This is a genomic window from Rothia sp. HSID18067 (genome assembly GCF_003989445.1).
Taxonomy (GTDB): domain Bacteria; phylum Actinomycetota; class Actinomycetes; order Actinomycetales; family Micrococcaceae; genus Rothia; species Rothia aeria.
In genome coordinates this window covers 419,572-432,152 of sequence record NZ_RBMF01000001.1, presented here as the reverse complement: position 1 = coordinate 432,152, position 12,581 = coordinate 419,572, and the positions used below count along the sequence as shown (strand labels likewise).

The following is a 12,581-nucleotide window of genomic DNA, read 5'->3' as shown; positions in this document are numbered from 1 at the left end:
ACCCAATGAAAATGAGGTATTTGACACTGTGGCTCATCCCATATCTGTCATTATATGCGTTAGTGGGCGCTGGCTTCGCCGCTACGGAAACCAGCACCCCACAACAAAAGCAATGCAGCTGCCCCTATTGCTTCGGCATACAACACCTTAAAGCGGGGCGTGTGCAATAAACACTGTTAGCGCATCATGTGAAGTTTTCGCTCACTACCGCAGGCCTACTGGGCGTTCCAGCGCCAACATCAGCAGCTCATCAATAAGGTCCTTGTACTCAATTCCGGTGTTCTCCCACATAGTCTTATACATCGAGATCGGCGTGAACCCAGGCATGGTGTTCACCTCATTAACGATCAGGCGAGCATCGGGGGTGTAAAAGAAATCAGCTCGGGAGATACCTTCGCCATCCAGAGCCAAGAATGCCTTGACCGCCAGCTGACGCATACGCTCCAGATCCTCGGGGGGTAGGTTAGCGGGGCATCGGGTCACAGCGGTAGTCTTCGACACGTATTTGGCCTCAAAATCATAGAAGCCTCCCTGCTCCCCCTGCATCTCAATCTCGCCGGGATATGATGCGCGGGGCATATCGCCATTATGACCATCCAAAATACCGCACTCAATCTCGCGGCCCACAATACCGGCCTCAATCACCACTTTCGGATCATACACGCGCGCCTGCTCAATTGCAGGCACCAGCTGCTCAGCTGTGTCTACCTTCGTGATGCCGAACGACGAACCTGCACGAGCAGGCTTCACAAACATTGGGTAACCCAGCCGGGCCACACGCTCCAGCGCCCCGTCACGGTCATGGCGCCACTGGCGGTCTGTGACCACCTCATACGGGCCAACTTCCAGCCCGGCATCAGCAAACGCAACCTTCATAAAGTGTTTATCCATACCCACGGCGGAGGCGGTCACCCCGCACCCCACATAGGGCAGGTTCGCCATTTCAAGCAGGCCCTGAACTGTGCCGTCTTCACCGAAAGGCCCGTGCAGGAGCGGGAACACAACATTAATAGCGGGGCCAAACTCAAGGTGCCCCGCCGAGTCTACAAGATGCAGCCGGGAATCCCCCGCGCCCAACGGCAAAAACACCTGCTGTGCGCCGCCGGTGAACTCTGCCATGTCCGATCCTGCGGTGAGCTTCTCCAATTCTTGAGCGTTCGTCAGGTACCAGCGGCCGTCCTTGGTAATGCCCACAGGTACCACCTCGTATTTGGCGGTATCTATCGCGCCAAGCACCCCCACAGCGGTAATCAGCGAAATAGAGTGCTCCGAAGAACGCCCACCACACAATAGAGCCACGGTAATTTTATCGGTCATTGTTTCTCCCGGTTCGTTTCAGGGCGTACCCGCCCCACTTACAGCCCATTGTATCGTCTCTTACGGGCCTTTCTGACACTAGTACCCAAGCCGCGGTAACCGCAGATACCGGGGTCATGGCGCACGGTGGATACGCAGCACAGGCCCATCAAATAGGGCGGTAATCAGCTGATGCATGTGCGCATCGTCGGTGGTGAGAGTGGCGGTGCTGGGGCGCTTGGGGTGAGTTTTTACCGGCTCCATCACATCTGTATCCGCCAGATGATGAGCGGTAATAGTTAGCACCGCCACACGTTCACGCCGCGTTGGAAACTCAGTGTGCAATATCTGCTGCAGATGCTCAGACACGTTCATGGTGTCCTCGGCAGAACCTGCGGCTGCGAGCACTATAGCGGTTTGAGGCAGCAGGTATGCCCATCGGCGGAACGCCATAAACCCCGTCATCTTCTCGGGGCACGAATCAGCCTGTTCGTCCCAGGGAACCACCACAATATCTGCGTTCTCAAGAGCCTCGTATATATCGATGGTGTAAGTCACCGGAAGCTGGTGCGCGGTTTCTCCCGTATTGGTGGGTTCCCACAGGTATACCGGGCGATCGCACTCGGCCTTGTGAGCTACCGACCCTGTAGCTGCAGCACACAGCGCCCCATACCCTGCGGAGCCCAACACGGCGATGGTCACCGAGCTCAGGTTCATTGCGTGCTCTTAATGCCCTTCATGTTTAAGGGAACGCCCCAGCAGCAGCGGCGCCAGCTGCTCCACGCTAATACGCCCAGTCAGCACCGCAACCACGGCCTCCACAATGGGCATCTCCACACCGTGGCGGCGCGCCAACTGCGCCAGCACCGGGGCCGATTTAATGGACTCAGCGGTCTGGCTCATATGCTCCCCCAGCCGGTCTGGGGTAACCCCCTCAGCCAGCAGACGGCCCGCCGTGTGGTTCCGTGATAGCGGTGAGGAGCAGGTGGCGATCAGATCGCCCATACCAGCCAGGCCGCTCATTGTGGCAGGTTCACCGCCAAGGGCCACCGCCAAACGGGTGGTTTCAGCAAGGCCGCGTGTCATCACAGATGCTTTTGAGTTATCGCCATAGTTGCGGCCTTCGCACATACCAACGCACAGGGCAATCACATTCTTAACCAGCCCCCCAATTTCGGTGCCTACCACATCCGTATTGGTGTAGGGCCTGAAATAGCTGCACGCACAAGACTTAGCGACAATCTCAGCGACCGGTAAAGTTCGGGCCGCAATCACCGAAGCGGTAGGTTCCTCCCCCATAATTTCGGTGGCTAAATTGGGGCCAGATAGCACGCACACGCGGTGCGGAATATGCCCGATCGCCCGGATATCAACGCCGCGCATTGCCAGCGCCTCTTCCAGTTCCTCGGTAATCACCTGCGACATGCGCATCCCAGTGCCGGTCTCCAGGCCCTTTGCCAGGGATACCAAAAACGCGTGGGGCTCAATAAAACGCGCGAAAAGTTGCAGCTGCGACCTGAGAACCTGGGCAGGGAGGGCAAGCACCACAATATCCGCCCCGGTGAGGCCCTCACGCGCATCCGCAGTGAACAGCAGGTTATCGGGCAGTTTCATGCCCGGAAAGTAGCGTGCGTTCTCACGGGTCTGAGTGCACCGCTCCATCGTGCTGGCCTCTCGCCCAATGAGCACCACCTGCACCCCGGTGTTGTTCTCCCGCGCCGAATCAGCCGCGATCTTTGCGAAAGCAGTGCCCCAGCTACCGGCACCCAATATCGCGATCTTACGCACCTGCCGCTGTTCACTCTTCTGCACGCTCTACCACCTTCTAGTTTTCGTCAGGTTCCCCAAGAGTGCCGGTCACACCCGTGGTCTCCCCCGGAAGTTCACGGCGTTTCGTCTTGGGATTCCACCGTCCCTTGGGGGCCTGTTCCCCGCGGATGTGCGCCAGCAAAGCGGTGATTTCATCCATCATCGCCTCGGTGACAATATTAAGCTCGGTGCGGGTACGTTTGGCCTGCGGCGACGGGTCATCTACCAGGGCCGCTATATTCATTGGCTGCCCAATTTTAACGTGCACCGTTTTACGCGGCCACAGAGAAACTTTGCGTTTCTCCTTCTTCTTGCCGTCGGGGCCGTCTACATACTCGTAGCTGAGGATCTGCTCGTCTCCCCAGTGCGCCACCGGTATAACAGGTGCGCCGGTGGCTAAAGCCAACCGAGCTGCGCCAGTACGCGCCTGCATCGGCCAGGTATCAGGGTCATGCGTGGTGGTGCCTTCCGGGAAAATCACCACGGCACCCCCTGCTTCCACCACAGACCTGGCGGTAATGAGTGACTTTCGGGCATCAACAGACCCGCGAATCACCGGAATATGCGCCATTTTACACATGAGCCATCCGAGCACCGGGGCCCGAAACAAAGAATCTTTCGCCAGAAAACGCGGTAGAGCCCCGCTAATAAACGGCGCGTAGGCCACGGTAATGGGGTCCACCTCTGTGGTGTGGTTAGCCACCACAATGTACCCGCCCTTCTGCGGCAGGTTCTCACGCCCCTCAATCTTTATGCTGGCGATGGCGTGGTAGGTGGGGCGGACCATGGTGCCCAGCACCCTAAACAGCCGATCGCCGCTGGTGCTGGGGGCGATCGTCGGCAGCGTTTTCTTTCCCTGCTGACCGCTCATTTAGTCCTGAACCTCAACGGTCTCAGGAGTGGGCACATCGATTTTGGCATCGGGCTTGGGAGCCTCACTGGCCTTGCGTTCAAGCACCTCAAAGGTGGCGCCTAGATCCTTGAGTTTCTGCTCAAAGTTCTCATAGCCGCGTGCAATCACCTCAACACCGCTCACTTCGGAGGTTCCTTTAGCCGCCAGCGCCGCAATGACATGGGAGAAACCGCCGCGCAAATCGGGCACCTGGAAGTTGTCGGCCCTCAGAGCGGTGGGACCGTTAATAATGGCGGAATGGCCGAAGCTCTTGCCGTAGAACCGGCACGAGACGTTACCGATGCAATCACGCAGCACCACAATATCGGCACCCATCTGCTTGAGCGGGTTAATGAAACCAAAACGGTTCTCGTACACGGTCTCGTGCACAATGGAGGTACCCTTCGCCTGGGTGAGCGCCACCACGAGCGGCTGCTGCCAGTCGGTCATGAACCCGGGGTGCACGTCCGTTTCAAACACCACCGGCTTCAGCTCACCACCGGGGTGAGTGAAGCGGATTCCCTTATCTTTCCCGTGATCAATGACTTCGTAACGTCCCCCAGCCTTACGGAAAACATTAAGAAACGCCGTCATATCCTGCTGGTCAGCACCGCGCACAAAAATATCACCGCCGGTAGCGAGCGCCGCTGACGCCCAGGACGCTGCCTCATTGCGGTCCGGGAGTGCAGTGTGGTCGTAGCCGGTGAGCTCATCCACGCCTTCAATGACGATGGTGCGGTTATCGTTAACGAAAATAATGGCGCCCATCTTCTGCAGTACGGCGATGAGATCAATGATTTCGGGCTCAATCGCGGCGTTCTTCAGTACGGTTTTGCCCTGTGCGCGCACTGCGGTGAGGAGCACCTGCTCGGTGGCACCCACTGAGGGGTAAGTTAGTTCAATGTCAGTGCCTTTGAGCCCGTCTTCGGGCACCTCCAGGGTGATGCCGCTCGCATCGTCTTTGGCAACATTGGCGCCGAACTTACGGAGTGCGTTGAGGTGATAGTCGATGGGTCGGTCACCGATTTTGCAGCCGCCCAGGTTGGGGATGCGCGCGGTTTTAATGGTGTGCAGCAGCGGGCCAACCATGAGGATGGGGATACGTGAGTTACCACCGAAGAGCTGGATATCTTTCGCGTTGCGTTCGGCGGTCTGGGAGTTGTGGTCGGGGGTGAGGGTGAGCACGCCGGTTTCGCGGTCGTAATCAACTTTCGCGCCGTGCAGCTCGGCGAGGATAGTTACGACTTCTACGTCGCTAAGGTCTGGGACGTTACGCAGCACTGAGGGGGTGCTGCCGAGCAGGGCAGCAACCATTGCTTTGGGCACCAGGTTTTTGGCGCCGCGAACCGTCACCTGGCCCTTGAGCGGGGTTCCGCCGTCAATGCGAAGCTTGCTGATATTAAGGGTCATGGTGATTGTCCTTATGGTAATCGGCCGCCGGTGTCAGCGGTATAACTGGGCACGTGCGTACTCGGTAAATGCACGCAACAAGACATCATTATTCTACGGCCTGTACCGGGTAGCTCCAAACATGTTCACCCTGTGCAGCGGCGGTGAGAGGCTGCGCACGGTGAGGGCCATTCTGAGGCGGTACTGCGTCGCGGGGAGCATCTAAGGGTGGGAGATTAAATACCCGAAATACGAAGTTGTGATTGAAGTTTTTTAAACTGTTGCATACAGCTTAAAAATTATCTGCATCTCGCGATTAGGGTTCCTCGCAGCAGCTGCTTCACGTCCTTCGCCGCTAAATATAAGGAGGCAAGGCAACGGGTGTTGTTACTGTGTCCGGGGCATCCAGGCGGGCCTGCGTGCCTCGTACGCTTTGATTGCCTCAATATTTTGCAGGGTCAGGCCAATATCGTCGAGACCTTCCATGAGGCGCCAACACACATAGTCGTCTAGCTGGAACGGAACCGTCAGCGCCCCCACTGCAACGGTTTTTTCTTTGAGGTTTACGGTGATTTCAGTTCCAGGCTCATCCTCAATAGCTTTCCAGATGAGTTCAATATCATCTTGGGCAACTTGGGCGGTGACCAGCCCCTGTTTACCCGCGTTACCCCGGAAAATATCGCCGAATCGTGCCGAGATAACCACCCTAAACCCGTAGTCTTTGAGGGCCCACACGGCGTGCTCACGGGACGAGCCGGTCCCAAAATCAGGCCCAGCCACCAGCACAGAGCCGTGACGGTAAGGCACTGTGTTGAGGATGAATTCGGGGTCTTTACGCCAGTTGGCGAAGAGAGCATCGTCGAAGCCGGTTTTGGTGACGCGTTTGAGGTACACGGCTGGGAGGATCTGGTCGGTGTCCACGTTCGAGGTGCGCAGGGGAACACCAATTCCGGTGTGCTCAATAATCGGTTCCACGGTGTTCTCCTTAGGCCGCTGCAGGCTGGTAGTCAGACAAATCAGATGGGGAGGAAAGGGTTCCGCGCACCGCCGTGGCGGCGGCGACTAGGGGTGAGACAAGGTGGGTACGTCCGCCTTTGCCTTGCCGCCCCTCAAAATTGCGGTTTGAGGTGGAGGCGCACCGCTCCCCCGGGGCCAGCTGGTCGGGGTTCATTCCCAGGCACATGGAGCATCCGGCAAACCGCCAGTCTGCGCCAAAATCTTTAAAAACCTTATCGAGGCCTTCTTCTTCGGCCTGTGCGCGAACTTTCTGTGAGCCGGGAACGACCATCATCCGCACCCCCGGTGCCATGGTACGACCGCGAATAATATTGGCGGCGGACCGAAGATCTTCAATACGTGAATTGGTGCAGGAGCCTAAGAAAACCACGTCTACCGGGATGTCCTTCATTGGAGTTCCGGCGGTGAGGTTCATGTACTCTAAGGCACGGGCGGCGGCGGCTTTTTCGTTCTCGTCCTCAAAGTCATCGGGGGACGGCACGGCCTGGCTCAGGGGAATACCCTGTCCCGGGTTAGTGCCCCAGGTGACGAAAGGCTCCAGCTCATCCGCATTAATGTAGATTTCTTGATCGAAGACGGCCCCCTCATCGGTGGGCAGGGTCTTCCAGTAGGCCACCGCCTCATCCCAGTCCTGCCCCGTGGGTGCATGCGGTCGTCCTTTGACGTACTCAAAGGTGGTTTCGTCAGGCGCAACCATGCCGGCACGGGCACCTGCCTCAATCGACATATTACAGATGGTCATGCGCCCTTCCATCGACAGAGAACGGATGGCCGAGCCACGGTATTCAAGTACGTAGCCTTGACCGCCCCCGGTTCCGATCTGGGCAATCACGGCCAGAATAATGTCCTTAGCAGTCACCCCCGGTTTGAGGGTGCCTTCAACGTTAATGGCCATGGTTTTAAAACGCGCCAGCGGCAGGGTTTGGGTGGCCATCACGTGCTCAACCTCAGAGGTGCCGATACCAAAGGCCAGCGCTCCGAAAGCACCGTGGGTTGAGGTGTGCGAATCGCCGCACACCACGGTCAGCCCGGGCATGGTCAGCCCCAGCTGCGGGCCAACCACATGCACAATTCCCTGTTCTTTATCTCCAAGGGGGTGAATTCGCATCCCAAATTCAGCGGCGTTACGGCGCAGAGTCTCAATCTGAGTACGTGAGGTGATATCCGCAATAGTTGAAAAGATATTCTCGGTGGGGGTGTTGTGGTCCTCGGTGGCGATTGTCAGATCCAGCCTGCGCAGGGGCCTGTTCTCAATGCGCAGCCCTTCAAACGCCTGGGGTGAGGTGACTTCGTGGACGAGATGCAGGTCGATGTACAGCAAATCGGGTTTGCCGTTTTCGCCGGGTACCACCACGTGGCTGTCCCACACTTTTTCCGCGAGAGTTCGCGGACCGGGGTGAGCCGCCATTTTTCCTCCTATTGGTGCTTGGGGTGTACTCATCATGATTTTGTTTTGATGGGGAGTCTACACAGTACAACGTATCTTCCACATTCTGAGATACACTGAAAGTATGACCGTATCCGCACACAATCACACATCACCTTCATCTCGTAAACCTACCGGGTCTCATCAAGCCACCAGGAGTGTTCCCCCGGTCACGGCGCCGCTTAAGGCGCCGCAGACGCTCAGGGACGATCAGCGGGTGGTTGAGGTTGAGCCGGTCAGCTCCTCCGGCGTGGGTGTGCTTGACAAAGCCACCCTCATTCTAGACTGCCTTGAGGCGGGGCCAGTAACTCTTGGACAGTTGGTGAACGCCACAGGCCTTGCCCGGCCCACCGCACACCGTCTCGCTGTTGCACTCACCCACCATCGTCTTGTGGCGCGGGATGTGCAGGGGCGTTTTATGCTGGGGCCGCGTTTGTCGGAGCTTGCTTCCGCCACCGCCGAAGACCAGCTGCTGGCTGCCGCCGCACCGGTACTTGATAAGCTACGGCACGCCACCAACGAGTCGGCACAGATTTACCGCCGTCAGGGTGACTGGCGTGTCTGCGTGGCCTCCGCGGAACGCCCCGTGGGTATGCGCGAAACCATTCCCGTGGGTACCCAGCTTTCAATGAAAGCCGGCTCGGCAGCGCAGGTTCTTCTGGCGTGGGAAGACCAAGGCCGCATTATTGAGGGGCTGCGCAATGCGCATTTTAGCGCCGCGATGCTCGCCTCGGTGCGGCGTATTGGCTGGGCGCAGTCCGTGGGTGAGCGCGAGCGCGGTACCGCATCGGTATCGGCCCCGGTGTACTCCCCCACTGGGAAGGTTATCGCCGCAGTTTCGATCGCTGGCTCTATTGACCGTATGAGCCGCCAGCCCGGGCGCATGTACGCCGAGGCCGTTCTTGAGGCCGCCGCCGCGCTCACCGCAGCGTTACGAGCCAGCTAGCACGCGGCGACGCAGACCACCAACCCGGCACGCCCCGGTTCGGAGTATTCTCCGTACCGCATGATGCTACCGCAGGTGGTTACGGTAAGTTTCCAGGCGCATTATTTCGTTCTCGACGGGGTGCACAACCTGCTCGTTGAGAGCGGCCTCAAGGCCCCGGGTGAGGGCGCGCTGTATCCTTTGACGGTATATTCGCGCGCCCATGGCGGTAAGCGCCCGCCCTGCCCCCGCAGCCACAATCCCCAATAGCACCCCTAAGAGCAGCAGCAGAGTAGGCACCGGCACGGGTGAGCCGTCCGGTGTGGGCGGTGGCGGAAGCGGCACCTGAAAGTATGCTGCTGCCGCCATGCCGGTGAGCCACAGTACCCCCGCTAGGGCGCTCAGCAACGCCACCCACTGCACACTATTCAGGAGCGCCCACCACCACTGACGCCGGTCCGTGCGGTAGTCAACACCCGCTATAGCGCGTTCAAATGCGGCAGGCAGCTGCTGTTCGTGTTCTAGGGCGGCATTACGAATGCTGCTGTTCCAGGGCTCTTCAATACCGTGTGCGGTTTCGGCGCCAAATGCACGTACCGAGTTCGCCACGGATGCCCGCTGCGCTGGGCTCAGCGGGGGTAATGACGAGGCCACCAGGTGCGCGGGAACCGCTGAAGGCTGCCCCGGTTCCACATCAAACAGCTCATCAACAGCGGTGTCCTGTCGCGTATCAGAGCCGTCCGCGTACCCCAAGTGCAGGCGCTTCAGCGGGTCGGGCCGGAATTTAGCAACCCAGCGGGTCGCTATCCACCCGGTGCGCGCCCCGGCACGGCGCTTGTAGGAGCTAACCGCCGCATCCAGCACGGTACCCGCACCGCTGGCTGTGAAACATGAGGCGGTGAGTGTATCCACCGACTCTTCGCTAATAGAGGCCTCCACCGGGCCGCCGTCACGGTCTGAAAGCTCGCCGTGGATAGCGTCCAGGTCGGCAGTAACCCGCTGCAAAGCGGCACTTTTCGCGGCAGCCACCTGCCCCAGTAACGATTTGAGGGAGTCCAGCCCGGCACCTGTGCGGGCTGAAACCGCGATCGGCTCAGCCAGCAAGTGGTGGCTAATACCGTCCTGAACCAGCAGCTGCCGCAGGGAGTCCAGTACCTGGGGAAGGTCGTGTGCATCCAGCAGATCTGACTGGTTAAGTACACACAGCATCGTGCCGCCGTGTGCGGCTAGGGGCTCGATAAACTCGTGGTGCAGCACCGCATCCGCGTATTTCTGCGGATCTACCACCCATACGAGCACATCCACATACCCCACCATGCGTTCTACCAGTTCACGGTTATCGCGGCGTACCGAGTCGAAATCGGGTAGGTCCAGCAGGATTAGCCCGCCGGAGCGGGTGTGGGTCTGCCCTTTACCAACCATGGTGCGGATGCGGTTCCACAGCCCGGGGGCGGGCACCCTGGTCTCATTCAGGGCGGCGCTGGGTGTCTCAGGTACCAGCATTTCAGGTGTTATAGGTGCTTCGGCTGGGTCTTCCAGCGGGTACACCCGTTCAGAGACTCCAAGCCAGTCAAGGACCTCTTCGCTGCCTTCCCTGCCCCATACGGCGGCCTGCGCGGCGACCGTGGTGGGGCGGGTATGGGCGGCGTGGGCAATTTTTTGGCCCGCCACAGCGTTAAAAAGGGAAGATTTGCCGCTGCCAGTCGCCCCGAAAAACCCCACGATAGTGTGCTCGCCTGAGAGGCTAAGGCGCTCTCGGGCATGGCTGATGGTCGTGGCGCTACGCTCTATAAGGGTTGTTTCGATACGCCCACGGCCTGCCTCAAGCGCGGCGTTGAGCGAGTCTGCACGCTCTGTGAGTGTGCCGCCTCGCTGGCGAGCCATGGTGGTGCTCGAAGGAACGAGTTCGTCGCCCATGCTACCCCCTTATTTCTTTGCTGGCGGGGCTGCCGTCCACGGCTAGTTCATGACCAATACGGTGTGTCTGCTGTGCGGCCTCAAGAACCTGGGCTGGCTCAGGCCCCGCATTAACGGTATTGAGGGAATCGGTGAACCGCTGCCGGTGTGCATCCAGAAGGTTTTGCATCCGCTCGATGAGGTCGATGCGGGCACGCTGGGCCATTCGGCGGGCGGCGTCCTCACCGAATACCGATTCCAGGAGCTTAGATCCCACCACGCCGGAGCCGCCTGCGATGCCGATTTCCAGCCCGGTCAGCCCACCAGTTGCGGAAAACACAGCGACCATCAGTAGCACGGCGGCAGCATTAACACCCAGCGAGAGCACGCGTGCACGCTGGCGTTTACCGGCGCCTTCGGCGCGGATTGTCTCAAGGATTCCCTGCTGCCAGGCACGGATCTGCTCCGCAACCTGCGTCTCGAATGTGCTCTGCTCGGTCTGCGCCTGTTCGGCGGTGACACCCGCATCGTGTTCCTCAAGAAGAAGCGCACCCGGGCGTTCTGAGCCCCACGAGCGCCGTACCTGTTCGGCGGCACGGGCGGCAGCGTCCACGGCCACTGCGTGCAGCCCGTGCTCTAACGCCTGTTCCACTTTTGCGGCTTGGGCGGGGGTGCCCCGCATGATCCCGACTAGCCGGTCCCGCAGGCGCCCGATTCCAGATTCTAGTGAGCGGAAGAACTCTCCGGTGCCCACAAAATCTTGCCAGCGCATCAGCACCTCACCACGCAGTAGCGTACCGTCGGAGGCAGCCTCACGGATGTTCTCCAATGCGGTGTCGTAGGCGTCGTCCACTGCGGCCCTGAGCCGGGTGAGCGTCTCGTGCTGGGATTTTTGTTCTGCGGCAATAACCTGCAGGTCTTCTCCCAGCCCGTTAATAGCGCCGCTGAGGGTGCGGCGGGCGATTGCCGCGCGTGCCGGGGCGTCTGCCCCCAGCTGCTCTAGCCAGTTCCGCACTTGACCTATAGCAGCAGGCGGCAGCAGGCCGCGATTATCGCGCTTCTGCTCGGGGATACACACCAGCAGTGCCGGGGTGATCCCAGCTTCACTGAGCATATGTTGCAGGTCTTCTTCTATTTCGTGTTCGGCGCCTTCTGGTACTCGGTTGAGTATCACCGCCACCGTAATATTGCGTTCGGCCGCACGGTGCAGTAATTCCCACGGCACGGCGTCCGCATACCGGTTAGCGGTGGTCACAAAAAGCCACAGGTCGGCGGCAGAGAGCAAATCTTTAGCTAACCGCCGGTTCTGTTCAGAGACAGAGTCAATATCTGGGGCATCAATAAGAGCGATACCGGACGGTACCGTCTGGGTCTGTAATGTCACCAGCACGTCGGCTTCAGTGTGTGCGTCAGCTCCCGGCACTGTTTCTCCGGCGGCAACGCTATGATGCCTCATGCTCGGCAGGTAGTGCTCGGATCCCAGGTAGGGTGTATCTTCGGCGCGGTGCAGCAGAACAGGCTGGCGGGTGGTGGGGCGGATGGCCCCGGCACGGGTGAGGGGCTCGCCAAGGAGCGAATTCACCAGCGTGGATTTACCGGCGCCAGTGGAGCCGCCCACAACCACGGTGAGTGGAGCATCCAGGCTGCCAGCACGCGGCAGAATATAGTCATCAAGTTGTTTATTGGCCGCACGAATACGTTCACGGGCTAAGTCCGCGTTGAGAGTTTCTAAGGGAACATCACAGTGGGCGAGTAGTTCGCGCACACGCATAAGGTGCGTATAATCGGTGTGTTGCACGCAAACAGTTTATCCTGATTTGTGTGCGCAATGATACTCCGACTGGTTCAGGCACCTTCCCAATATGCGTGTGCGGGGTGCCTTCTGCTACGGTAGTAAGTGCTAGCCGCGAGTGTTTATGGCCCGATTAGCT

The 12,581-nt window shown here is 59.4% G+C and carries 10 protein-coding genes; 1 reads left to right on the top strand and 9 read right to left on the bottom strand.

Annotation, left to right across the window (positions count from 1 at the left end; translation table 11 throughout):
- Positions 1–204 precede the first annotated feature (204 nt).
- The 7 genes from D8M23_RS01965 to leuC form a co-directional block, all read right to left on the bottom strand.
- The gene (locus D8M23_RS01965) at positions 205–1,317 is read right to left on the bottom strand and encodes a D-alanine--D-alanine ligase family protein (RefSeq protein ID WP_094757927.1); all 1,113 of its coding nucleotides are present in this window, start codon (positions 1,315–1,317) and stop codon (positions 205–207) included.
- A 114-nt stretch (positions 1,318–1,431) separates the two neighbouring features.
- Positions 1,432–2,013, bottom strand: coding sequence for a hypothetical protein (locus D8M23_RS01960; protein ID WP_126853392.1), 582 nt, complete (start codon positions 2,011–2,013; stop codon positions 1,432–1,434).
- Between the two features lie 9 nt (positions 2,014–2,022).
- Complete coding sequence (locus D8M23_RS01955) at positions 2,023–3,108, bottom strand: NAD(P)H-dependent glycerol-3-phosphate dehydrogenase (RefSeq protein WP_126853390.1); 1,086 nt, start codon at positions 3,106–3,108, stop codon at positions 2,023–2,025.
- A 13-nt stretch (positions 3,109–3,121) separates the two neighbouring features.
- Complete coding sequence (locus D8M23_RS01950) at positions 3,122–3,976, bottom strand: lysophospholipid acyltransferase family protein (protein WP_126853389.1); 855 nt, start codon at positions 3,974–3,976, stop codon at positions 3,122–3,124.
- Complete coding sequence (gene murA / locus D8M23_RS01945; protein ID WP_126500165.1) at positions 3,977–5,407, bottom strand: UDP-N-acetylglucosamine 1-carboxyvinyltransferase; 1,431 nt, start codon at positions 5,405–5,407, stop codon at positions 3,977–3,979. It lies immediately after the preceding gene.
- A 366-nt stretch (positions 5,408–5,773) separates the two neighbouring features.
- Positions 5,774–6,361: a 3-isopropylmalate dehydratase small subunit gene (leuD, locus tag D8M23_RS01940; protein WP_126853387.1), complete on the bottom strand. Its 588-nt coding sequence runs from the start codon at positions 6,359–6,361 to the stop codon at positions 5,774–5,776.
- A gap of 10 nt (positions 6,362–6,371) precedes the next feature.
- Entirely contained in the window at positions 6,372–7,811 is a 1,440-nt protein-coding gene (gene leuC, locus D8M23_RS01935) for a 3-isopropylmalate dehydratase large subunit (protein ID WP_126853385.1), read from the bottom strand.
- 103 nt (positions 7,812–7,914) lie between these two features.
- Here leuC and D8M23_RS01930 point away from each other — a divergent pair, with 103 nt between their 5' ends.
- Positions 7,915–8,775, top strand: coding sequence for an IclR family transcriptional regulator (locus D8M23_RS01930; RefSeq protein ID WP_126853383.1), 861 nt, complete (start codon positions 7,915–7,917; stop codon positions 8,773–8,775).
- A gap of 66 nt (positions 8,776–8,841) precedes the next feature.
- Here D8M23_RS01930 and D8M23_RS01925 read toward each other — a convergent pair whose 3' ends face one another.
- On the bottom strand, positions 8,842–10,671 hold the full coding sequence (locus D8M23_RS01925; RefSeq protein ID WP_126853381.1) for a GTPase: 1,830 nt from the start codon (positions 10,669–10,671) through the stop codon (positions 8,842–8,844).
- 1 nt (position 10,672) lies between these two features.
- Complete coding sequence (locus tag D8M23_RS01920; protein WP_126853380.1) at positions 10,673–12,448, bottom strand: dynamin family protein; 1,776 nt, start codon at positions 12,446–12,448, stop codon at positions 10,673–10,675.
- Positions 12,449–12,581 lie beyond the last annotated feature (133 nt).